This is a genomic window from Nocardioides eburneus, assembly GCF_040838215.1.
Taxonomy (GTDB): Bacteria; Actinomycetota; Actinomycetes; order Propionibacteriales; family Nocardioidaceae; genus Nocardioides; species Nocardioides eburneus.
Genome location: NZ_JBFPJR010000005.1, coordinates 41,813 through 63,350 on the forward strand (window position 1 = coordinate 41,813; position 21,538 = coordinate 63,350).

The following is a 21,538-nucleotide window of genomic DNA, read 5'->3' on the forward strand; positions in this document are numbered from 1 at the left end:
CTGCCCGGCCGGACACCCCGCCAAACCATGTGACCGGGGAGTAGGTTGCAGTCCGTGAGCCTCAAGGAGACCCTCGTCCAGCCGTTCGTGCGGACCGTCGGACCACTGGCCGGCAGGACCGTGAACCAGGCCGTCCACGCCGTCCAGAAGGCGGCGTTCGTCGGCGCCATGAACCTCCCGCCCGGCGTCCAGCGCCGCCTCGCCGGCAAGCCGGTGGTGGTCGACGGCCAGACGCTCGCCGTCGACACGCAGCTGATGCTGAAGTTGAGCGACCTCTCGGGCGAGCCCGACCCGTCGACGCTGTCGATCCCGGACGGCCGGGTGGCGCTCGCGCGCCAGTCCGGCCTGGCCGGCGGCAGCCAGCCGATCGGCGCGGTCCGGTCGCTCACGGTTGCGGGCCTCCCGGCCCGGCTCTACCTGCCGACCGGTGCGCCCGCGGTCGGGCCGCTGCTCGTCTTCCTCCACGGCGGCGGGTTCATCTTCGGCGACCTGGACTCCCACGACGCCGCCTGCCGCTTCCTCGCCGAGCGGTCCGGGGTGCGCGTGCTCGCGATCGACTACCGGCTGGCCCCGGAGGCGCCCTTCCCGGCGGCGTACGACGACTCCGTGGCCGCCTTCGACTGGGCGGTCGACCACGCCGCGGAGCTCGGCGCGGACCCCGCGCGCATCGGTGTCGGCGGCGACTCCGCCGGCGGCAACCTGGCCGCCGAGGTGGCGCTGCACGCCCGGGAGCGGTGCGCGTTCCAGCTGCTGATCTATCCGGTCACGCAGACCGACGAGAAGACCCGCAGCCGCGAGCTCTTCGCCGAGGGCTTCTATCTCACCGACGGGTTCATCGCGGTCGCGACCGAGAACTACCTGCCCGCGGGCACCGACCCGCGCGACCCGCGGCACGCCCCGCTGCACGCCGACATCCCGTCGGGCGTCGCCCCGGCCTACGTCGCCACCGCCGGGTTCGACCCGCTGCGGGACGAGGGCGAGGCCTACGCCCAGAAGCTCGAGGACGCCGGGGTCAAGGTCACCCTCACCCGCTTCCCCGACCAGATCCACGGCTTCTTCAACGTCGTCGGAGCCGGTCACTCCGCCCGCGCCGCGGTCGCCCAGATCGCCGAGGTGCTGCGCGACGCGCTGTGACCCGACGGTTGTGAGTGTCAGCGCGGGCTATGGGCCTCGCTGGCACTCACAACCGGGTCACCGGCTCACGCGCCGGCGTCGGGCCGCCAGCGCAGGATCTCGCGGGTGAAGGCCTCGGCGTCCACCATGCGCGCGTCGACGACGACGGAGGACGCCTCCTCGCTGTGGAACTCGACCCGCCAGCGACGCTGCCCGGGCCGGCCGTGGATGCGCACGCCGGTGGCCTGGTCATAGAGGTCGTAGCGGTAGGTGCGACTGCCCTTCCGGATGTGGAGCACCCCGTCCTCCGAGACGGTGACCTCACCGGCGGTGAGGAGCCCGAGCTTGCTCTCCGGGGTGAACGAGCGGATCTCGGGTGGCTCCTCCGCGAGGGAGAGGGAGGGCCGGGACGGCGTCGGCTCGGCGTAGGCACCGCCGTGGCGCCCGCCGCGGGTCTCCTCCTCGGCCTCGTCCAGCTCGTCCTCGGGCTGGAAGCCGAAGCCTCGGTGACGGCCGAGGTCGAGGCGCGGGCCCAGGTCACGGTCGGCACCGATGCGCGGCAGCTGGCCGGTCTCGGCGAGCTCGACGGCCGCCATCCACGCGCTCGTCGGACCTGACCGGCCGGCGGCGGGCTCGGGCGCCGGGCCTCGGCCGGCGGTGCGGTCCGCGGCGTGCGCGGAATCCGCCGAGGCGGCGGAATCCGCCGGGGCGGCGGAGCGCGGCGGGGGAGCGGTGCCGAGCGCGGACTCGCTGGCGAGCGCGAGCTCGAGGGCCTGCAGCGACCTCTTGGACCCCTTGTCGCGCAGCGCGGCGACCAGCTTCTCGCGCAGCTCGGCCAGCTCGGCGGCGAGCTCGGTGGCGCGGCGCTCGGCGGCGAGCTGCTCCTTCTGCGCCTGCTCGACGAGCCCGGCGTGGTGGCGGATGGAGGCCTCGACGGCCTGCCGGTCGATCGCCCGCTTCTCCGCGACGGCTTCGGCCTCGGCGCGCAGCCGGTGGGCTTCGGCGGCGGACGCCTCCGCGGCCGCGCGCTGGTCGGCGGCGTCGCCGGCCTGCGCAAGGGCCTCGGCCGTACGCCGGGCGGCGGCCTCCCGCGCGGCCTCGGCCTCGGCGATTGCCTCATGGGCGGCGCGGGCCGACTCCTCGGCGGTGCGGCGCGCGTCGTGCGCGGCGGCGGCGTCGCGTTCGGCGGCAAGCCGGGCCTGGTGGGCCTCCGCCGCCAGGTCGGCATGCTCGGCGGCACGGTTGTCGGCGGCGGCACGCGCGGCGTGCGCGGCCTCCGCGGCGAGGTGGGCCTCGGCCGCCTCCGCGGCGAGCTGCTCCGCGCGCTCGTGGGCGGCACGCGCCGACTCGGCGGCCTGGCCGGCGGCCTCGCCGATCTCGGCGGCCCGCGACTCGGCCTCGAAGCGCGAGGCCTGCGCGGCCTCCGCCCTGTGCTGCGCATCGGCCGCGGCCTTCTCGGCGAGCTCGTGGAGACGGTGGGCCTCCGCCGCGGCGTCCGCCTGCCGGCCGGCCGCCTCCTCGGCGGCCTGGCGTCCCTCGGCATGCTCCTGGGCGGCGCGTTCGGCAGCCTCCCGGGCGGCCGCCGCGTCGTGGGCGGCCCGCTCGGCCGTCGTACGTCCCTCGTGGGCGGCCGCCGTCTCCGCCGACCGCTCGTGCGCGACCCGCTCCGCCTCCACGCGGGCCTGGTGGGCGGCCTCGGCCTCCTCGGCCCGGGCGCGCGCGCTCTCCTCGGCCCGCTGCCGGGCGAGGTGCGCCTCCGTGGCGGCCTCGGCATGGGTGTGGGCGCGCTCGTGGGCCTCATGGGCGGCGGCTGCGGCGGCCGTCGTCTCGGCGGCTCGGGCGCGTGCGGCCTCCTCGGCCTCCGCGCGGCGGCGCGCGCTGTCCTCGGCGGCCTGCGTGGCCTCCTCATGACGGCGTACGGCGGCGGCCGCCGCCTCCTCCGCCTCGGCGTGTTCCCGGGCACGCCGCTCGGCGAGCGCCTCCGCCTCGCCCCGCGCCGCGGCTGCCTCCGCGGCGGCCTGCTCGGCCGTCGTACGCGCCTCGTGCGCCGCTCTCGCCTTCTCCGCGTGCTCCCCGGCGACCCGGTCCGCCTCCGCGCGGGCGCGCGCGGCCTCGGCCGCGGCCTCCTCGGCGACGATCCGCTCGGCCGCCTGCTCCGACGCGGCCCGCTCGGCGCTGAGCCGTAGCGCGTTCGCCTGCTCGGCGGCGCGCGCGTGCTGCTCGGCGCGCGCGGCGAGCTCGTCAGCGGTCAGCGTGGGCGCCGGCTCGCCGGTCTCCCCGCCCGTACGGCGGAACCAGCGCCGTGCCTCGTTCGGGTTCGGCGTGTCCATCACGTCGCATGCTAGCGACGCGCCCACACCCCCGTATCCGGTTCAGCAGCCGATGACCCCTCGGCGGGGGCGTGTCAGTAGACCAGCGCCTGGACCCCGTCGGCGAGGATCTCCTCGGTGAAGGCGGCCGCGCCGGCGATCCGGATCCCCGGGGTGAGCGCCGACTCGGTCAGGTGGCGACGGGCGGCGCACTGGCTGCAGACGGTGACGGTCCCGGCCTCGCGGACGACGCGGAGCAGGTCGGGCAGCGGGGTGGCGTGGGGGAGGTGGAACTCCTCGGCGTGCCCGGGGACGGCGTACCACGCCGCCTCGCCGGTCAGCCACAGGCTGACCTCGGCCCCGGCGGCCACCGCGGCCGCCGCCACCGTGAACCCCTGGTTGCAGCGCTCCGCGTCCTCCGCGCCGGCGGTCACCTTCACGACAAGCTTTCGCACGCAGCCACCTTAGTGGCGGCACCACTAGACTCGCCCCGTGGCATTCGAGCTCCCCGACAACCTCCATCCCGACTGTGCGCCCGTGGCCTGGATGCTCGGCACCTGGCAGGGCAACGGTCACGGCGACTACCCGACGATCGAGCCGTTCCAGTTCGGCCAGGAGCTGATCTTCACCCACGATGGGCGGCCGTTCTTCCACTATTTCTCGCGGAGCTGGATCGTCGACCCCGAGACCGGTGACAAGGTCCGCGACGGGGCGCTCGAGACCGGCTTCCTGCGCTGCCGTCCCGAGGGTCACATGGAGCTCCTGCTCACGCACAACACCGGGTTCGTGGAGATCTGGTACGGCACCGCCGAGGGCGGCAAGCTCGACCTGACGACCGACGCGGTGGCGCGGACGGAGACGGCGAAGGAGTACGTCGGCGGCAAGCGCCTCTACGGCAATGTCGAGGGCGACCTGCTCTACGCCTACGACATGGCGGCGATGGGGCAGCCGCTGCAGCCCCACACCTGGGCGCGGCTGCAGCGCGCGCCACGGTCCTGAGCGGGAGCTGACGAGGGTCATGGCAGGGTCGGAGGAGGACTGGCGCGAGGCGTTGCGGGCGAAGGGCTACCGGCTCACCCCGCAGCGCGAGCTCGTCCTCGCGGCGGTCGAGAAGCTCAGCCACGCCACCCCCGAGGACGTCCTGGCGGAGGTACGCCGGTCGTCCTCGGCGATCAACCTCTCGACGGTCTACCGCAACCTGGAGTTCCTCGAGGAGCTCGGCCTGGTGCGGCACGCCCACCTGGGTGACCGCGGCTCGACGTACCACTCGACCTCCGGCCGGGAGCATTTCCACATCGTCTGCCGGAAGTGTCAGCGGGTCTCGTCGGTTGACCCGGAGGTGGCTGCTCCGTTGGCGGAGCGGTTGCGCGAGAGCTATGACTTCGAGGCCGACCTCGGTCATCTGACCGTCTTCGGCGAGTGCACCAGCTGTGAGGAGCGTCCCGATCATGACCACGAGCACGAGTGAGCTGCTGAGCCTTCCGGGCGCCGTCGCGGGCGACGGCATCGACGCGCCGGTGGCCGCGCACTACGGCTCCTTCAACGTCGAGCAGCGCACGCTCGCGTCCGGCGAGGGGTTCGTCGACCTCTCCCACCGCGACGTCGTCCGCGTCGCCGGGCCCGACCGGCTGACCTGGCTCCACCAGCTCACGTCGCAGTACTTCGACGGTCTCGCTCCCGGCGTCTGGACCTCGGCGCTCGTGCTCTCGCCGCAGGGCCATGTCGAGCACTTCTTCTCCGGTGTCGACGACGGGGAGGCGTTCACCGCCTGGACCGAGCCGGGCGCCGGTGAGGCGCTGGTCGGCTTCCTGGAGCGGATGAAGTTCTGGTCCGACGTCACGGTCACGCTCGAGCCCTCGCTCGCCACCGTCTGGCGGCCCGCCGCGGACGGGGCCGGCGGTGGCGCCGACGGTGGCGCCGACGGTGGCGCCGAGGGCGGTGGCCTCGCGGGGCGCTACTCCTTCATCCCGCGCGAGTCGCTGCCGGCGTACGTCGACGCGGCGGGCCCGGCCTGTGGGATGTGGGCCTTCGAGGCGCTGCGCATCGAGCGCGGCGAGCCGCGGTTCGGGATCGACACCGACGAGCGGACCATCCCGAACGAGGTCGGCTGGGTGCCGGGGTCGGCGGGGGAGACCGGCGCGAGCTTCGCGGTCCACCTCGACAAGGGCTGCTACCGCGGCCAGGAGACCGTCGCTCGGGTCCACACCCTGGGCCGTCCGCCGCGGCGGCTCGTCCTGCTCCATCTCGACGGCTCGGAGAACCGTCTCCCCGCGGCCGGCTCCGCGCTCGAGCTCGGTGGCCGGTCGGTGGGCTTCGTCGGGTCCTCGGCGCGTCACTTCGAGCTGGGCCCGATCGCGCTCGGCCTGGTCAAGCGCAACGTCGATGTCGCCGCGCAGCTCACCGTCGACGGCATGCCCGCCGCGCAGGAGGTCATCGTCGACCCGGAGGTCGGGCTGCACGTGCGGCCGCTGCGCTGACGGTCGACGGGTGGTGATGGTGGCCCGGCCCGGGGGTAGTCCGGGACGTTTTGGTCGGTCTACTCGCAAGTAACCGACTCGAACGTCCCGGACTACCGCCGCCGCAGCCGCAGCCGACGTCGCAGCCGACGTCGCAACCGCCGCAACCGCAACCGCCGTCGACTCCGCGACCGACGACAGCGACCCATCACGACGTCAGGCGGCTCGATTGCGCAGGAAGCGCTGCCGCTGGGCATCGGTCAGAGCCAGCCGCTGGGCGACGGTGGTGGTCGGCGTCCACCACGACGGCGGCTCGACGGTCCACTGCCGCGGGCCGGGGAGCCGCTGCGCTCGTCGCCGTGCGTCGACGCTCCGCTGGAGGAAGGCGCCGGGGTCGACGCGGTCGGCGCCGACCATCGTGACGTACTCCAGCCCGACGCGGCGGAACACGGCCTCCCGACGCAGGTCCTTGGCGCGCTGGCGGCCTTCCAGGTGGAGCGGGCCGTCGTACTCCCAGGCCACGCCGGCCTCGGGATCGATCACGTCCGGAGTCCCGAGATGCCGGCCGTCGAGATCGAAGACCGGATGGTTGCACAGCAGCCCGGTGAGTCCCAGGTCGAGGCGAAGTGTCATCCGCATGTCGCTCTCCGCCGGTGACCAGCTGTTCTCGTCGGCCAGTCCGACCGCCGTCCGCAGCTGTCCGATGCCTGTCCACCCGTTGAGCCGTTCGGCCAGCCGGGCGACGCCGGCGATCGAGACCAGGTCGGAGTAGGCCGCCATGTCCAGGCACGCCGCGGCCGCGCGTACGTCGGCGGCGTACCGCATCTCGAACGCCACTGACCGCGTCGGGTCGGTGACGCGCAGGCCGTCGTGGAGGTAGAGCTCGTCGGGGCGGAGTCGTTCGGCGCAGATGAGGAGACCGGGTCGGGTGCGGACCTGGTGGTTGAGGACCGCGAGAGGCACCGGCCGCGGCTCGCCCCGGGGGTCGAATCCGTCGAACCAGCGCGCTCCCTTCCAGGCGAAGGCCGCCCAGCCGGTGACGGCGGCGTAGTCCGGCAGCACCGTCGCCGCCTCGAGCACCCGCTGCTGTGGCAGGTCGCCATCGACCGAGCTCGGGACGTAGAGGCCGCGGCTGGTCGATCGCCAAGCGCGGCCGCGCGCCTGCCGAGGTGTCGGCCCCGCCTCGCCCGTGGGATCGACCCGCACCGGGCGCACGAGACCCGGCCGCTCGGCCGAGTAGGCCGGCGGCTGGAAGTGCGGACGACGGGAGGCCACGACTCGAGGGTCCGCCATTCGCGAGCCGCCCGCATCCGGCTCTCCACAGAGGCTGACGGAGTCGGGCTACTCCGGGACGTTTCGGTCGGTCTACTCGGGAGTAACCGACTCGAACGTCCCGGACTACCTCGGGCGCCTGCCGGACGAATCCGGCGAGGTCTCAGTCGCGGGCGTACTGCACGTGCGTGTCGGCCTGGGTGTGGGTGAAGCCGAGCCCGGAGTAGAGGCGTACGGCGGGCTCGTTGTCGGCCTCGACGTAGAGGTGGATCTCCCGGACGTCGGCGAGGTGGTGCAATCCGGCGAGGGTGAGGTGCTTCCCGAGGCCGCGACCCTGGGCGGCCGGGTCGATGCCGACGACGTAGACCTCGCCGAGGTCGGCGCTGTGGCGCTTGGTCCAGTGGAAGCCGAGCAGGCGCCCGGTCGCGGTGTCCCAGGCCTCGATCAGCCCGGCGGGCTCGAACCACGGCTCGCCCATGCGCTCGGCGAGGCCCGCCCGGTCGAGTGCACCCTGCTCGGGGTGATGGGCGAAGGCGGCGGCGTTGACCCGGAGGAGCTCGTCCTCGTCTCCGGCCCGGAAGCCGCGGATCTCGACCCCGTCCGGGGCCGGGCCGAGTGAGGCCAGATCGGCGGTGGGCCGCCGCATCACCCACAGCTCCCGCGCGCGACGCCAGCCGTGGGAGGCGGCGAGGGCGGCCGCGGCGGGGTGGTCACCGTGGGACCAGGCCGTCAGCGGCTGGTCGGCCGGCGCCTCGCGCAGCAGCCGCTTGCCGAGCCCCGTGCCACGGTGGTTCGGCAGGACGACGAGCGACAGGTCCTCTCCGATGAGCAGCCCGACGCCGCGGTTGTCGCCCCAGATCCGAACCTGCTCGGGATGATGACGAAGGGTCAGGAGTGTGGCCTCGTCGAGTGGAGCCACGCCGTCGGCCGCAGCCGTGGCGGCCGCGACCGCGAGGACTCCGGAGGCGCCGATCAGAGCCCGGCTCCGAACCGCTGGGCCGGCGTCGACACCGTGCCGCCACCGGCGATGCGGGCCGCGTCCGCCTGGCTCTCGGCGTTCTTGGCCGGCAGGACGAAGCGGTAGCCGACGTTGCGGACCGTGCCGATGAGCGTCTCGTTCTCCGGGCCGAGCTTGGCGCGCAGGCGGCGGACGTGGACGTCGACGGTGCGCGTGCCGCCGAAGTAGTCATAGCCCCACACCTCCTGCAGCAGCTGCTGGCGGGAGAAGACCCGGCCGGGGTGCTGGGCGAGGAACTTGAGGAGCTCGAACTCCTTGAACGTCAGGTCGAGGGGGCGGCCGCCGATCTTGGCGGTGTAGGTCGCCTCGTCGACGACGACCTCACCGGAGCGGATGACGTGCGCCTCCGGATCGGTGGCGTCCCGCTCGGCGGCGAGCCGACCGACGGCGAGCTTGATGCGCGCCTCGAGCTCGGCCGGGCCGCACGTGTGGAGGACGACGTCGTCCATGCCCCAGTCGTGGCTGACCACGGCGAGCCCGCCCTCGGTCACGATGAGCAGAACGGGGACGTCGGTGCCCGTCGTACGGATCAGACGGCACAGGTCGCGAGCGTGGGCGAGGTCCTGACGGCCGTCGACCAGGAGCAGGTCGGAGTCGGGCGCCTCCAGCAGCGCACTGCCCTCGGCGGGCAGGATCTTGACCTGGTGGCCCAGCAGCGCGAGGCCTGGCAGCACCTCCGCCGACGGCTGGAGGGAACTGGTCAGCAGCAGGAGGGTGCTCATGTGGAATTTCCTTCGGCAGGAGTCAGGAGCACCGAAACGCAACGTTGGGCTTCGGCCGTTGATCGTGGTCGCATACTAACGAAACACCACGGTCACAGCGGAAGGGTCCCACCGGGAAGAGTGATGAACGCAATCGTTGTGCGCTATTGGGCCGCCGCCAAAGCGGCCGCCGGGACCGACAGTGACACGCTCGAGGTCGAGGGTCCGATCACCATGAGCGAGGTCGTACGCCGGGCCGTGGCCCTGCACCCGGGGACGCGGCTGCCCGACGTCCTCGCGACCTGCTCCGCCCTCCTCGGGGACAGCCCCGTGGGGACGCGAGACCCCGACGGGATCGAGGTCCCGCCGGGGTCACAGGTGGAGTTCCTGCCGCCCTTCGCCGGGGGCTGAGCGTTAGTCCGGGACCTTCCGGTCGGTCTACTGACGAGTAACCGACTCGAACGTCCCGGACTATCCCGACTCCGGGGTGGAACCTCAGCGCTCGATCGCGGCCGGCTCGGACGTGCCGCCGGTCGAGATCTCGATCTTGCGCGGCTTGGCCCTCTCAGCGACCGGAACGACCAGGCGCAGCACGCCGGCGTCGTACGCCGCCTCGATGTGCTCGAGGTCGAGGTTGTCGCCGAGGACGAGCTGACGGCTGAAGCTGCCGCGGACGCGCTCGTTGGCGAGCATCTGCCAGTCGCCGTTGTTGGGGACCCGCTCGGCCTTGACGGTCAGGACGTTGCGCTCGACGTCGAGGTCGATGGTCTCGGGGCTGACGCCGGGAAGGTCGAACTCGATGACGAAGCGGTCGCCCTCGCGCCACGCGTCCATGGGCATGACCGCGGGGCGGTTGGTCGTGCCGAGGAGCTGCTGGGTGAGGCGGTCGAATTCGCGGAACGGGTCGGTGCTTCGAAGCAGCATGACTACCTCCTGAGGGGAATCGTTGACGTGACTCGGATGTGGGGGCGGGGCCTCCCGTGGGGACCTCGGAAGGCGCCCGCATCTGTATCAACGGTGACAGATTTCTTATATTCCTTTCCTCAGGCAGAATCAAGAGGGTGAGCGAGAGAACCCGGGCGGTGTACGCGATCTCCGTCGCGGCCGAGATGGCGGAGCTGCAGATCCAGAACCTGCGCGTCTATGAGCGGCGTGGGCTGCTCGACCCGGCGCGGACCCCGGGCGGCACCCGCCTCTACTCCCTGGCCGACGTCGAGCGGCTGATCCGCATCCGCGAGCTCCTCGCCGACGGCCTCAACCTCGCCGGGATCGGCCACGTGCTGGCCCTGGAGGACGAGGTCTCCCGCCTCCGCGCCGACAACGTCCGCCTGCGGGCACGGCGGCCGGCGGAGTGAGTCTGCGGAACGAGGGTGGAATGAGCGCGTACGCCGAGCGGTTGGCCCTCTCGTGAGTACCGGACTCTGGATCGCCCTGGTCGCCGTCGTCGTGGCGGTCGCCTTCGGTGCCTACCGCGCGCTGACCGACGGGCGCTTCCGCGGGACGCGGGCCGTGGGCGGGGCCGACGCGCCCGGCGGGTCGGACGCCGCCGCGGGCGACCCAGACGCGAGCGACCCCGCCGCGAGCGGCCCTGCCGCGCCCGTTGCTGCCGCGAGCGCCGGCGAGCCTGGGGAGACGACATGGACCTCCCTGGCCGAGGCGGCGGGCGTGGCGCCGGGGGAGCGGGCGACGTTGGTGCAGTTCTCGAGCGCGTTCTGCGCGCCGTGCCGCACGACGCGCCGGGTGCTGGCGGACGTGGCCGAGGCGGTGCCGGGGGTCGTCCATGTCGACATCGACGCGGAGGAGCACCTCGACGTCGTACGCCGGCTCGGGATCCTGCGCACGCCGACGACGATCGTCCTCGATGCGGCCGGTCACGAGGTGGCGCGAGCGGCCGGCGCGCCGCGCAAGGAGCAGGTCCTGAGTGCCCTCCCGGCCGCGGATCTTCAGGGCGATCTCGAATCCTGATACGCGGATCTTGGAATACGAGACAGCGATTTCGACAGGATTTCTCGACAGGCTAGGGTCGTCCCATGCTCTCGACCATGCTGACCAAGCGCCGCGCAGTGGACCACTGCCGCGTGCGCTCGTCGCTGTGTCGAATGTGCGGCTGAGTCGCAGTGACCTCTCGCCTGTCCTGAGTCACTGCATGCGAGCGTCGGACCACCGACGCGTGCCCACAGTCCCTGCCCAGGAAGAGCATCGTCATGTCAACGTCTGTCCTCGCGCGGCCGGCCGGCACCACCGCCGGCATCGACCCGCGTGGCCCGCAGTTCACGGCGGCGGTCACCGTCGTCGTACTCCTGCTGGCGCTCGCCCTGCCGACCGCCGCGTCGGTCGTGCTGACGGTTGTCCAGATGGTGTTCTTCGCGATCGGCGCGGCGCTCGGTGTCCAGCGGACCCCGCACTCCTGGGTCTTCCGGACGCTGGTGCGGCCCCGACTCGCAGCGCCGGCCGAGCTGGAGGACTCGGCCCCGCCGCGGTTCGCCCAGGCCGTGGGACTCGTCTTCACGGTGGTCGCGCTGGTGGCGTACGCCGCCGGCGTCCCGCTCCTCGCGCAGGTGGCCCTGGGCCTCGCGCTGGTCGCCGCCGTCCTCAACGCGGTCTTCAGGTTCTGCCTGGGCTGCGAGCTCTACCTGCTGATCAAACGAATCGCCTGACACACAGACCCCGCGCCAAGGGTGGCGCAGAAGAAAGGTACGAACATGAGCCGCGAGAACTCTCTCGTCACTGCCCAGTGGGTGGAGGAGCACCTGGACGACCCGAAGGTCGTGCTGGTCGAGGTGGACGAGGACACCTCCGCCTACGACAAGGGCCACATCAAGGGCGCCATCAAGCTCGACTGGACGACCGAACTCCAGGACCAGGTCCGCCGCGACTTCGTCAACAAGCAGCAGTTCGAGGCGCTTCTCTCCGCGAAGGGCGTCGCCAACGACGACACCGTCGTGCTCTACGGCGGCAACAACAACTGGTTCGCCGCCTACGCCTACTGGTACTTCAAGCTCTACGGCCACCAGGACGTCCGCCTTCTCGACGGCGGCCGCAAGAAGTGGGAGCTCGACTCCCGCGAGCTGACCGACGAGGCGCCCTCGCGGCAGGCCACGACCTACACCGCGCAGGAGCAGGACAAGTCCATCCGCGCCTTCCGCGACGAGACCGTCGAGGCCATCGGCGTGAAGAACCTCGTCGACGTGCGGTCGCCTGACGAGTACGCCGGCCGGCTGCTCGCCCCGGCCCACCTCCCGCAGGAGCAGGCTCAGCGTGCGGGCCACATCCCCACCGCGGCCAACGTCCCGTGGTCGAAGGCGGCCAACGACGACGGCACCTTCAAGTCGGACGACGAGCTGAAGAAGATCTACGAGGAGGCGGGCGTCGACTTCTCGAAGGACACCATCGCCTACTGCCGCATCGGCGAGCGCTCCTCGCACACCTGGTTCGTGCTCAAGGAGCTCCTCGGCCAGGAGAACGTCAAGAACTACGACGGCTCGTGGACCGAGTACGGCTCCCTCGTCGGCGTCCCGGTCGTCCTCGGCGACGACGCTGGGGAGGCCTGATGTGCGGCGCGACTGAGGGCGGGCTCTCGCTCGCCGGCGTGGACGTGGCCAAGGAGGCCGTGATCCAGGGCCAGGTCACCCGTGGCGGCGAGCCGGTGCACGGCGCCTACGTCCGCCTGCTCGACAAGACCGGTGAGTTCACCGCCGAGGTCCCGACCTCCGCGACCGGCCACTTCCGGTTCTTCGCCGGCGACGGCCAGTGGACCCTGCGCACCCTCGCGCCGAAGGCCGAGCCGGTCGACAAGGTCGTCCACGCCGCGACCGGCAACGTCGCCGAGGTCACCATCCCGATCGGCTGACGACGACGTCGTACGACGGCCCGCTCCTGCTCCGGCAGGGGCGGGCCGTCGGCGTTCGTGGCGGTCGCTGCCGGCCCACCGGGGGTAGTCCGGGACGTTCGGGTCGGTCTACTGGTGAGTAACCGACGCGAACGTCCCGGACTACCCCGCCTCGGGCGGCCGCAGCCCTACGGCGTCTCGAGGATCAGCGTGATCGGACCGTCGTTGACGGAGGCGACGTCCATGTGGGCGCCGAAGACGCCGCGCTCGACGTGGGCGCCGAGGCGCTCGAGCTCCGCGCAGACGGCGAGGTAGACCGGCTCGGAGACGGGCCCCGGGGCGGCGGCGGTCCAGGTCGGGCGGCGGCCCTTGCGCGCGTCGCCGTACAACGTGAACTGCGAGACCACCAGGATCGGTGCGTCGATGTCGGAGGCGGACTGCTCGTCCTCGAGGATCCGCAGCCCCCAGATCTTGCGGGCCATCCAGGCGACCTGGTCGGGGCCGTCGTCGTGGCCGACCCCGAGCAGCACGAGCAACCCCGGCGAGGCCAGCGACCCCACCACCGTCCCGTCGACGCTCACGGACGCGGACGACACTCGGGTCACGACGGCACGCATGGGTAGCACCCTAGATTGGCCCCATGACCGGACTGCTCGTGACCGTGGCGCCCACCGGCGCGGAGACGGCGAAGGCGGACTGCCCCCAGCTCCCGACCACCCTCGAGGAGCTGGTGAGCACCGCCGGGGAGTGCGAGGCGGCGGGGGCGCGGATGATCCACGTCCACATCCGCGACGCGGACCACCGCCCGACCCTCGATCTCACCCGGCTCACCGACACCGTGCAGGCGCTGCGCGAGCGGACCGACCTGATCGTCCAGCTCTCGACGGGCGGCAGCGTCCACGACCCGCTCGAGGAGCGCCTGAAGGTCCTCGACGCCGCCCCCGACGCGTGCAGCCTCACGATGGGGACCACCAACTTCGGCGACGACGTCTTCTCCAACCCGTGGCCGTTCGTGACGGAGCTCTACCAGCTGACCCAGGAGCGCCGGGTCGTACCGGAGTTCGAGCTCTTCGACCTGGGCCACGTCGCGAGCCTGCGGCGCCTGCTGGACCGCTTCGGCCTTCCGTACGGCGGCCGGGTGCACGTCGACTTCGTGCTCGGTGTCCCGGGCGGGATGCCGGGGACGGCCCAGGCGCTCGTCAGCGCCGTCACCGCGCTCCCGCCCGAGGTGACGAGCTGGTCCGCGACCGGGGTCGGCCGCACGACCCTGCCGGTGATGCTGGCCGCGCTGAGCATGGACGGCCACCTCCGGGTCGGCATGGAGGACGTGCTGACGCTGCGCCGCGGCGTACCCGTCGAGCACAACCGCCAGCTCGTCGACCGCGCCGTCGAGGCGGGCCGCCTGGCCCAGCGTGAGCCGTTGACCCCCGCCGACGCACGGTCGCTGCTCGGCCTGCCCTGAGCGCCGGCCCCTGAGCGCCGGCCAAGGCCGGCTCAGCGCCGGCCCAGCCCGGACCCGGGGTCGGACCAGAGCGGGACCCCAGCACCCGGGACCACCCACCTGGTCTAGAGGTCCAGACCTGTGTCACCTATTTTGGGGAAGCGGCTGCGCGAGGCGCCTCCTTCGAGCATGCTTTACCTTCGTACAGATAGGTCGACGGCCGACCCTGCTCCGGGTCTCGGCAGGAGGACACATGAAGAAGCTGATCGTCGCGATCCTCGCGGCGTTCCTGATGGCGGCCGGCCTGACAACGGTGTCGGGGGGCGCCTCCCAGGCGTCGCCGGTGCTGGCCAAGACAAGCAGCAAGTGCGGCACTCCGGGCTACGGCCTGTGCCCGAAGGCTCCGCGTCCGGGGATCAAGAAGCCGCGGGCGCGCGCCCACCACGCCGGCTGGTTCCGGGTCGGCAACCCGCGCCACCTCGGTGGCAAGATGCGGATCACGATCGTGGACCCGCAGGGCCACAAGCGTGTCATCACGCGGTGGACGTTCAAGAAGGACGTCTCGGTGAAGATCTGGAACCTCAAGCGCGGCACCTACCGCGTCTGGGTGACCTTCACCCCGAAGGGTCACTACCGCCCGGTCTACCCCAAGTACCGCTGGTGGACCAGGGGCTGATCCGAGCCGTTCGCTTCGCTGACGGGCCCCGCGGCGTGCCGCGGGGCCCGTTTCCCATGTCTGTGATCCTGAGGTAGCTCATGCGCGTGTCGAATCCCAAGCGGTGGATCCTCTCCGCCGTCGGGGCCCTGGTCGTCGTCCTGGTGGTGCTCGGCGTGTACGCCGCCTGGCAGGCCCACCAGGTCCAGAGCAGTCTCTCCGCGGCGACCGACGACGCGGCCCACCTCCAGTCCGCCGTCGCGGACGGAGACTCGGCCGGCATCGACCGCGCGCTGGCGAGCCTGCGCACCCACAGCCGCGACGCGCACGAGCGCACCGACGGCTGGGTGTGGTCGCTGGCGACCCACCTGCCGGCGTACGGCGACGACGCCCGCGGTGTCCGGGTGGCGAGCCGCGTCGTGGCGGACCTCAGCGACCAGGGGCTGGCCTCGCTCGCGCAGTCGGCGACGGACCTGTCCACGATCGTGCCCAAGGACGGCAAGGTCGACATCGCCGCGGTGACGAAGCTGCAGGGCGGCATCGCCGACGCGTCGACCGCGCTCGCCGGCGCCCGCGACGAGCTGGCCACGCAGGACCCGTCGGGCTACCTGACCGGGCTGAAGAACCGCTACCGCGACCTCGAGGGCCGGATCGACAGCGCCGCCTCGACGATGGCGAGCGCGGACATCGCGGCGAAGATCCTGCCGACGATGCTCGGCGGCGACGGCCCGCGGAACTACCTCCTCGTCATGCAGAACAACGCGGAGATCCGCAGCACCGGCGGCCTCCCCGGCGCGGTCTCGCTGCTGCACACCCAGAACGGCAAGATCACGATGCCGGTGCAGGTCGCGGGCAACGAGATCCCGATGCGCAAGTCCTCCGTCCTGCCGCTGACGGCCGCGGAGCGCAACATCTATGGCGACCAGCTCGGCACCTACTTCCTCGACGCCAACGTCACCCCCGACTTCGCCCGCACCGCCGACCTGTGGAAGGCGCGCTGGGAGGAGGTCCGTGGCGAGCACGTCGACGGCGTCATCACGGTGGACGCGGTCGAGCTGGGCTACCTCCTCGCCGCCACCGGCCCGGTGACCGTCCAGGGCGTCGAGCTCACGCCGGACAACGCCACCGACGTCCTCCTGCACCAGGTCTACGTCAAGATCCCGGACCCGACGAAGCAGGACGTCTTCTTCCGGGCGGTGGCCAAGACCGTCTTCGACCGGATCGCCAACGGCACCGGCTCGCCGCAGGCGCTGATCCGTGCGCTCGGCAAGGGCGCGATCGAGCACCGCGTCCTCATCCACTCCTTCCACGCCGACGTGCAGAAGCGCCTCACCGGCACCCCGGTCGCGGGCGACTTCGTGACCGCCTCGACGTCCAGCCCGCAGGTCACCGTCAGCCTCAACGACTCGACGATGTCGAAGATGAGCTACTTCCTGCGCTACGACGCGGCCGTACGCTCGACCTACTGCACCTCGGGCGTCCAGGGCCTCACCGGCAGCGCCACGTTCACGAGCACGCTCTCGAAGGACAACGTGGCAAAGCAGACGCCCTACATCCTCGGCGGCTATCGCGACTTCCAGATCAGCAAGGGCAGCCAGATCGTCACGATCTTCATCCACGGCCCGGTCGGCGGGACGATCAGCCACGTCATGCAGGACGGCAAGCCCGACTCGACCGCCTGGCTCTCCCACGAGGACGGCCGGCCCGTCGCCCAGCTCTACGTCACGCTCGAGCCGGGTCAGAAGGTCGACCTCGGCTGGCAGATGAAGTCCGGCAAGGGGCAGACCGGCGACGCCGACCTCGACGTCACCCCCGGTCTCGACTCCTCCGCCAGCGCCGCGAAGTCCTCCTGCCACTGACCGTCTCCGCCCGCTGGGCGGGAGCGAATCATCGCCAGGGGTCGCACGGCGGCGCAGGTCACCTCCTCTGGGGCCGTGACCTGCTCTAGACCACAGCCGTTGAGCCCACATGAGCAGTGGCAGACCCCACGATCGCTACTTCGCTCTGTCCGAGCGCGAGCAGCGCCAGGTCCAGGCTCTCCTGGCGAAAGGCGCGAAGGCCGGCCGGGCGCCGGACCATGCGGCGATCGAGGCGGCCATCGAGTTGGTCCTGGGCCGCCGGGCGTGGAAGCGCAACGACCGCCGTCGGGATCACCACTCCGATGACTGAGCGGCCGGACGAGTTCAATAACGATCGCGGTGGAACGAATGGTTCCCCCGGCCAAGCGGGAACCCTGGAGGAAGTGCGGCAGCCCCCCGGGTGACCTGTCGCGGTGCCAGCGGGACACTCGCCTGAGGGCTGTCGCACCCCGTGGCCCGCGCCGGATCGTCGTCGGCACCCGATCGCCGTCGACGCCGACCGTCCCTCTCGGCGAACGATGGAGAGACGAGTCAGGCTCACGCGGCGCCCGACGGGAGGGGCGCGTCGGGTGGTCGACGCGGCGCACCGGTCCCGAGAAGGGGGAGGACACGGGCGACGAGGCGCGAGGGCCGGCCACCGAGCGGAAGCGAGGTCGGACGCGGCGTCGCTTCGCGCGTGCCCTTCAACAGTTGGAGGCAGAGCAGCCAGCGCTCGCGCGGCGGCAGCCGCCGCGTCCAGGTCAGGCCGCTGAGCGTGCCGAGCAGCCGCGTCGTCTGCTCCTGGTCGAGCCCGCTCTCACCCAGCAGCCCGCGAAGCGCCTCCGGCCCGAGCGCGCGGTCGCGGCCGGCGTACAGCTCACGGACGGTGCTGAGGGGGTGGGCGCTGACGTAGCCCAGCGCCGCGCGGCGTACGACGGGCATCACCTGCGCCCACAGGTCGTCACCGGCGGTGGGGGCGAAGGTGGCGACGCCCTGGAGCAGCGCCCGGCGGACGCAGTCGCGGAGCTCGCGCCGGTCGATGGCGGGGTGCCGGTAGCGGTGGGCGACGGCGTCGGCGCGGCAGAGATTGAGCGCGGCGATCTCGACCATCAGACGACTCCGGGCGAGGGCGTCGTGGCACGTGGGGACCCGGCTGAGCAGGTCCGCCGTCCGCGCGCGTCGCTCGGCGCGCGTCAGGTCCTCGAGCCGCCCGGCGACGCCGCGCGGGGGAGATCCACCTGCCGAGGGGTGAGGAGCGGTCATGCTTGATCAGCTCCTGAGATCGCTGGTCGGTCTCGCCGTCTGCTGAGCGAGTGGTGAGGCACGGGGCCCGTCCATTTCGTGTCTAGCACACCGCTGATCGACCGACCAGGGCCCAAGGCCACCGCCGATGCGCATCGTCCGGAGCCGACCTGGCGGCGGGTGCGAACAGGCCCCAGCCTCCCCCTGAGGCTGGGGCCTTTCGTCGGCCCGCGGTGAGTCGTGGGGACGTCGCGAGCCGTCGCAGACGCTATCGAGAAAAATTGTCGCGCGGGGTGGTTTTCGGGAACTCCGTGTCGGGTACTGGCCGTCACTTTCCCTGCGCCTCGCCGCTCGGTGCGCGGGAAGGAACGACGGCCCCGGCACGCTCACGCAGAGTGACGGGGCCGAGTCGTGCCACCCGCACGCGCGCGAATGCTTCCCCCCGCCCGCTGGGCACCGACAGGTAGTGCGACAGTCCGGCCGGGTGACCCACCGCGGTGCTCACCCCAGGGGACACTCCGAGCCGGACTGCCGCACCCAATCTAGACCCGCCGCCCACGCCGTCGGCCAATCGCCTGAGTACGACGACGGTTCCTGCTGGCGTGCCTCCAGGGTCCCGTCCGTTCGATCTTTGGGCGCCATCGGCAACACCGAACGGGCCAGGATGTTGAAACAGTGGCGGCTGATTCGGTGCGCTTGGGTCCCCGCCTGTCGGCTTCGGCTCAGCGCGCGTCGAGTTCGTCCTCAAGGTCGCGCAGTTCCGCCAGCGCTGCGCGCTGGCGCGCGAGTCGGGCCCGCTTGAACGCGCGAACATCGGCTGTCTTGAGGCGGTGATGCGACCCGACCTTGTGTGCGGCGATGTCGCCGCGGTTGATCATCTTCATGAGCGTCGTTCGTGACACGCCGAGCTGTTCGGCAGCGACTGTCGTGGTGAGCTCGTCGGGCATGGAGCCAACCGTCACCGTGCCGCCGGAAGCCATCGCTTCCAGAACTTGGCGGATGATGCCCGCGAGCTCCCGGGGCACCGAGGCCGTCAGGTCATGAGGCAGCTCGACGACGAGGTCATCGCTGCCGGCGAGCCTCTCGAGCAGCGTCTTCGCCTGCACTCGCTCTTCGCGCGCCACGAGCACGCGACTTTGTGTCTCGACCGTGCCGGTCACCTTGATCACTCCCATTGCATTGTGTGTTGCACTTGCAAGTGTGCGTGGTTGCAGACACAACTGCAACCCTTCAAGGCTGCTTGCATGCTCACGGCTAGACCGATGAGGCAAACAGGGGTGGCAGCTGTCAGCGATCCTCGACGGCCCGCTCGCCACAAGATGCTTGCCGTCGCTTCACCGTGGACGTTCCGGCTCCTCGATCCCTTCCGCCGGTCCGTCGACCGCCTCCTGTCGCAAGCTGCGAGCCTCCCATGCGTTCGATCTTTGGGCGCGTTCAGTGAGACCGAACGGAGCGAAAAGATGAACGGCAGCGCCGGCCAAGCGTGGATCAACGGGAAGTGGGCGGACCCGGTGGTGGCCCTTCCTGCGCCGACTGCTCGATGAGTTGGACGACCGCCTGTTCAGCGTCAGTCATCCACTGCTTGATGTCCGCAGGGGTCGCACCCTGCCAACTCAACACTGACAGGAGCAGGCTGAGCAGGCTCATGATTTCGCCCCTGCTCCAGCCCGTCGTGGCGCGACGTAGCATGCCAGCGATGCGGGGGTTCGTCGTCTCGACCGCGGCCACCGGGTCCTCAGGCTGGTCCTCGACAATCCGAACCAGCGTCAGCCGAAGCGACTCGACCACATCCCAGCTCCATGCCGGCCCGGAACGCATCGCGATAGAGCCATCGACCACGTCGAAGGTGCCGTCGATGAACTGGGCGCGACCGCCGCAGCGGGGACAGTTGACGGTGTTGTTGCTGAACGTCACGTTGGTGGCGCCCTCGATCCAGATGCCGCCGCTCGGTTGGAACGTGTAACCGCATCGCGCGCAGCGTGCAGGAATCGAGACCATGCCGATCACGGTAGGACGACGAGGCCATCGGCGCAGCGGAATCGGCGTGTGGGAACGCTGCTCCGGGCGTCCCGCGCTTCGACCTCTCAGTACCTAGCCACTGTCATGTGGTCTGGACACGCCGTGCGAACCCCCAATACTGGGGTTGTCCAGTCCACCCAAAACGTGAACAGGGCCCACCTGGACCCTGTGTAATGGTCCGGTCGGAACGGTGCACCGAGGCCCGTTCCGCGTCAGTCAGTCGTGCATGGGGCATGACGCGGGAAGGAACCCTCGCCAGTGGAGATCACTGACTACTTGAAGATCGTGCGCCGTCGGTGGGCATGGATCGTGGTGACGACGCTCGTGTGCGCGGCTGCGGCGGTGGCGCTCACGCTGGTCCAGACGAAGGAGTACGCCTCGAGCGCCCGCCTCTTCGTTTCGACATCGAACCTCGATGACGCCAGCGCGCTCAACCAGGCCGGCCAGTTCTCGCAGGCACGCGTGCAGTCGTACGCCGACCTTGTCTCCTCGCGCGAACTCGCGCAGCAGGTCATCTCGGACCTCCACCTCTCGACGACGCCCGCCGATCTCTCCGGGCAGGTGAAGGCCACGGTCGCGACGAACACGGTGAACCTCACCCTCACTGCGACCGATCCCGACCCGCATCAGGCGCAGTCGATCGCGCAGTCGTACGCCGAGCACCTCACTGACATGGTTCGCCAGCTGGAGACGCCGCCGGGCAAGAAGCAGGCGCCGATCAAGGCGACGATCGTCGACAACGCCTCGTACTCCGACGCTGCGGTCTCTCCGAAGCCGGTCCGCAACATCGGCCTCGGCGTCGTCCTTGGGCTGCTCATCGGCTTCGGCCTCGCCGTGCTCCGCCAGACGCTCGACACCCGGATCAACTCGACGGACGACCTCGCAGAGGTGACCGAGGCTCCGGTCCTGGGCGCCATCACGTTCGACTCCGATGCGACGAAGACGCCACTGGTCAGCGACATCGAGTCCCACTCGCCGCGCGCCGAGGCCTTCCGCGTGCTGCGGACGAACCTGCAGTTCATTGACGTCGACAGCGCGCAGAAAATCTTCGTAGTGACGTCCGCGGTGCCGAACGAGGGCAAAACCTCGACCGCTACCAATCTTGCCATCAGTCTTGCCCAGGCCGGCGTACGAACCTTGCTCCTCGAGAGCGACCTGCGTCGTCCGAAGGCTCACGCGCAGCTTCAGCTCGACGGCGCGGTCGGTCTCACCAACCTGCTCGTCGGGAAGGTGTCCTTTCCAGATGCGGTCCAGAAACACGACGCCAGCGGCCTCGAGTTCATCGCCGCAGGCCCGGTCCCGCCGAACCCGGCCGAGCTACTTCAGTCGCACGCTATGCAGGATATCCTCGACCAGCTCCGCAAGGAGTACGACGTCGTCATTATCGACGCCCCTCCGCTCCTGCCAGTCACCGACGCCGCGCTCCTCGCCTCTCGGGCCGACGGGGCTCTTCTTCTCGTACGCCACGGCAACGTCACGCGTGACCAAGTTCGACACTCGCTCGATCGCCTCGCACAGGTCGACGCTGCCCTCGTAGGCGTTGTCATCAATGGGGTGCCGGGCAGGAACCGCAAGTACGGCTACGGGTATGGGTACGGCTATGCCCCCGACACCGCCGGACAGGTTGACAAGGGATGAGTGGATC

General features: G+C 71.4%; 25 protein-coding genes. 15 read left to right on the top strand and 10 right to left on the bottom strand.

Going from position 1 to position 21,538, the window contains the following annotated elements:
• The first annotated feature begins 54 nt into the window (after positions 1 to 54).
• Positions 55 to 1,134, top strand: coding sequence for an alpha/beta hydrolase (locus AB3X52_RS03975; protein ID WP_367991514.1), 1,080 nt, complete (start codon positions 55 to 57; stop codon positions 1,132 to 1,134).
• 65 nt (positions 1,135 to 1,199) lie between these two features.
• Here the strand turns inward: AB3X52_RS03975 and AB3X52_RS03980 are convergent, their stop codons facing one another.
• Both AB3X52_RS03980 and AB3X52_RS03985 read right to left on the bottom strand, forming a co-directional pair.
• On the bottom strand, positions 1,200 to 3,443 hold the full coding sequence (locus AB3X52_RS03980) for a coiled-coil domain-containing protein (RefSeq protein WP_367991516.1): 2,244 nt from the start codon (positions 3,441 to 3,443) through the stop codon (positions 1,200 to 1,202).
• Positions 3,444 to 3,517: 74 nt separating this feature from the next.
• Complete coding sequence (locus tag AB3X52_RS03985) at positions 3,518 to 3,877, bottom strand: DsrE family protein (protein WP_367991518.1); 360 nt, start codon at positions 3,875 to 3,877, stop codon at positions 3,518 to 3,520.
• Positions 3,878 to 3,914: 37 nt separating this feature from the next.
• Between AB3X52_RS03985 and AB3X52_RS03990 the strand changes: the two genes are divergently transcribed.
• The 3 genes from AB3X52_RS03990 to ygfZ are packed head-to-tail and all read left to right on the top strand — an operon-like array spanning position 3,915 to position 5,899.
• On the top strand, positions 3,915 to 4,421 hold the full coding sequence (locus AB3X52_RS03990) for a heme-binding beta-barrel domain-containing protein (protein WP_367991520.1): 507 nt from the start codon (positions 3,915 to 3,917) through the stop codon (positions 4,419 to 4,421).
• A 19-nt stretch (positions 4,422 to 4,440) separates the two neighbouring features.
• Positions 4,441 to 4,890, top strand: coding sequence for a Fur family transcriptional regulator (locus AB3X52_RS03995; protein ID WP_367991522.1), 450 nt, complete (start codon positions 4,441 to 4,443; stop codon positions 4,888 to 4,890).
• Complete coding sequence (ygfZ, locus tag AB3X52_RS04000; protein WP_367991524.1) at positions 4,871 to 5,899, top strand: CAF17-like 4Fe-4S cluster assembly/insertion protein YgfZ; 1,029 nt, start codon at positions 4,871 to 4,873, stop codon at positions 5,897 to 5,899. The genes AB3X52_RS03995 and ygfZ overlap by 20 nt, the downstream gene beginning before the upstream one ends.
• Positions 5,900 to 6,094: 195 nt before the next feature.
• On the opposite strand, the gene AB3X52_RS04005 is transcribed toward ygfZ, so the two are convergent.
• The 3 genes from AB3X52_RS04005 to AB3X52_RS04015 form a co-directional block, all read right to left on the bottom strand.
• Positions 6,095 to 7,153, bottom strand: a complete 1,059-nt coding sequence (locus AB3X52_RS04005) for a hypothetical protein (RefSeq protein ID WP_367991526.1) — start codon at positions 7,151 to 7,153, stop codon at positions 6,095 to 6,097.
• 160 nt (positions 7,154 to 7,313) lie between these two features.
• Entirely contained in the window at positions 7,314 to 8,126 is an 813-nt protein-coding gene (gene mshD, locus AB3X52_RS04010) for a mycothiol synthase (protein ID WP_367991755.1), read from the bottom strand.
• Entirely contained in the window at positions 8,123 to 8,890 is a 768-nt protein-coding gene (locus AB3X52_RS04015; RefSeq protein ID WP_367991527.1) for a response regulator transcription factor, read from the bottom strand. The genes mshD and AB3X52_RS04015 overlap by 4 nt, the downstream gene beginning before the upstream one ends.
• A gap of 123 nt (positions 8,891 to 9,013) precedes the next feature.
• On the opposite strand from AB3X52_RS04015, the gene AB3X52_RS04020 reads away from it, so the two are divergent.
• Complete coding sequence (locus AB3X52_RS04020; protein WP_367991529.1) at positions 9,014 to 9,280, top strand: MoaD/ThiS family protein; 267 nt, start codon at positions 9,014 to 9,016, stop codon at positions 9,278 to 9,280.
• 84 nt (positions 9,281 to 9,364) lie between these two features.
• Here the strand turns inward: AB3X52_RS04020 and AB3X52_RS04025 are convergent, their stop codons facing one another.
• Positions 9,365 to 9,793 (bottom strand): Hsp20/alpha crystallin family protein, encoded by a 429-nt coding sequence (locus AB3X52_RS04025; protein ID WP_367991531.1) that lies wholly within the window; start codon positions 9,791 to 9,793, stop codon positions 9,365 to 9,367.
• A 137-nt stretch (positions 9,794 to 9,930) separates the two neighbouring features.
• On the opposite strand from AB3X52_RS04025, the gene AB3X52_RS04030 reads away from it, so the two are divergent.
• The 5 genes from AB3X52_RS04030 (at position 9,931) to AB3X52_RS04050 (ending at position 12,719) form a co-directional block, all read left to right on the top strand.
• Positions 9,931 to 10,224, top strand: a complete 294-nt coding sequence (locus AB3X52_RS04030; protein ID WP_367991533.1) for a MerR family transcriptional regulator — start codon at positions 9,931 to 9,933, stop codon at positions 10,222 to 10,224.
• A 52-nt stretch (positions 10,225 to 10,276) separates the two neighbouring features.
• Entirely contained in the window at positions 10,277 to 10,834 is a 558-nt protein-coding gene (locus AB3X52_RS04035; protein ID WP_367991535.1) for a thioredoxin family protein, read from the top strand.
• 239 nt (positions 10,835 to 11,073) lie between these two features.
• The gene (locus AB3X52_RS04040; protein WP_367991537.1) at positions 11,074 to 11,526 is read left to right on the top strand and encodes a DUF4395 domain-containing protein; all 453 of its coding nucleotides are present in this window, start codon (positions 11,074 to 11,076) and stop codon (positions 11,524 to 11,526) included.
• Positions 11,527 to 11,571: 45 nt separating this feature from the next.
• Positions 11,572 to 12,420: a sulfurtransferase gene (locus AB3X52_RS04045; protein WP_367991539.1), complete on the top strand. Its 849-nt coding sequence runs from the start codon at positions 11,572 to 11,574 to the stop codon at positions 12,418 to 12,420.
• Entirely contained in the window at positions 12,420 to 12,719 is a 300-nt protein-coding gene (locus AB3X52_RS04050; RefSeq protein WP_367991541.1) for a DUF1416 domain-containing protein, read from the top strand. Before AB3X52_RS04045 ends, AB3X52_RS04050 begins: the two co-directional genes overlap by 1 nt.
• 167 nt (positions 12,720 to 12,886) lie before the next feature.
• Here the strand turns inward: AB3X52_RS04050 and dtd are convergent, their stop codons facing one another.
• Positions 12,887 to 13,315, bottom strand: a complete 429-nt coding sequence (gene dtd, locus AB3X52_RS04055; RefSeq protein WP_367991542.1) for a D-aminoacyl-tRNA deacylase — start codon at positions 13,313 to 13,315, stop codon at positions 12,887 to 12,889.
• Between the two features lie 23 nt (positions 13,316 to 13,338).
• Between dtd and AB3X52_RS04060 the strand changes: the two genes are divergently transcribed.
• The 4 genes from AB3X52_RS04060 to AB3X52_RS04075 all read left to right on the top strand — a co-directional run bounded on the left by AB3X52_RS04060 (position 13,339) and on the right by AB3X52_RS04075 (position 16,963).
• Positions 13,339 to 14,160, top strand: a complete 822-nt coding sequence (locus AB3X52_RS04060) for a beta-keto acid cleavage family enzyme (RefSeq protein WP_367991544.1) — start codon at positions 13,339 to 13,341, stop codon at positions 14,158 to 14,160.
• Positions 14,161 to 14,392: 232 nt separating this feature from the next.
• Positions 14,393 to 14,815 carry a hypothetical protein gene (locus AB3X52_RS04065; RefSeq protein WP_367991545.1) on the top strand — a complete coding sequence of 141 codons (423 nt, stop codon included), beginning with the start codon at positions 14,393 to 14,395 and terminating at the stop codon, positions 14,813 to 14,815.
• 86 nt (positions 14,816 to 14,901) lie between these two features.
• The gene (locus AB3X52_RS04070; protein ID WP_367991547.1) at positions 14,902 to 16,653 is read left to right on the top strand and encodes a DUF4012 domain-containing protein; all 1,752 of its coding nucleotides are present in this window, start codon (positions 14,902 to 14,904) and stop codon (positions 16,651 to 16,653) included.
• Between the two features lie 109 nt (positions 16,654 to 16,762).
• Positions 16,763 to 16,963 carry a hypothetical protein gene (locus AB3X52_RS04075; protein WP_367991549.1) on the top strand — a complete coding sequence of 67 codons (201 nt, stop codon included), beginning with the start codon at positions 16,763 to 16,765 and terminating at the stop codon, positions 16,961 to 16,963.
• Positions 16,964 to 17,190: 227 nt separating this feature from the next.
• Here AB3X52_RS04075 and AB3X52_RS04080 read toward each other — a convergent pair whose 3' ends face one another.
• The 3 genes from AB3X52_RS04080 to AB3X52_RS04090 all read right to left on the bottom strand — a co-directional run bounded on the left by AB3X52_RS04080 (position 17,191) and on the right by AB3X52_RS04090 (position 19,872).
• Complete coding sequence (locus tag AB3X52_RS04080; RefSeq protein ID WP_367991551.1) at positions 17,191 to 17,895, bottom strand: hypothetical protein; 705 nt, start codon at positions 17,893 to 17,895, stop codon at positions 17,191 to 17,193.
• A gap of 701 nt (positions 17,896 to 18,596) precedes the next feature.
• On the bottom strand, positions 18,597 to 19,043 hold the full coding sequence (locus AB3X52_RS04085) for a helix-turn-helix domain-containing protein (RefSeq protein WP_367991553.1): 447 nt from the start codon (positions 19,041 to 19,043) through the stop codon (positions 18,597 to 18,599).
• Positions 19,044 to 19,362: 319 nt separating this feature from the next.
• The gene (locus AB3X52_RS04090) at positions 19,363 to 19,872 is read right to left on the bottom strand and encodes a hypothetical protein (protein ID WP_367991555.1); all 510 of its coding nucleotides are present in this window, start codon (positions 19,870 to 19,872) and stop codon (positions 19,363 to 19,365) included.
• 279 nt (positions 19,873 to 20,151) lie between these two features.
• Here AB3X52_RS04090 and AB3X52_RS04095 point away from each other — a divergent pair, with 279 nt between their 5' ends.
• Positions 20,152 to 21,531, top strand: coding sequence for a tyrosine-protein kinase domain-containing protein (locus tag AB3X52_RS04095; RefSeq protein ID WP_367991557.1), 1,380 nt, complete (start codon positions 20,152 to 20,154; stop codon positions 21,529 to 21,531).
• Positions 21,532 to 21,538 lie beyond the last annotated feature (7 nt).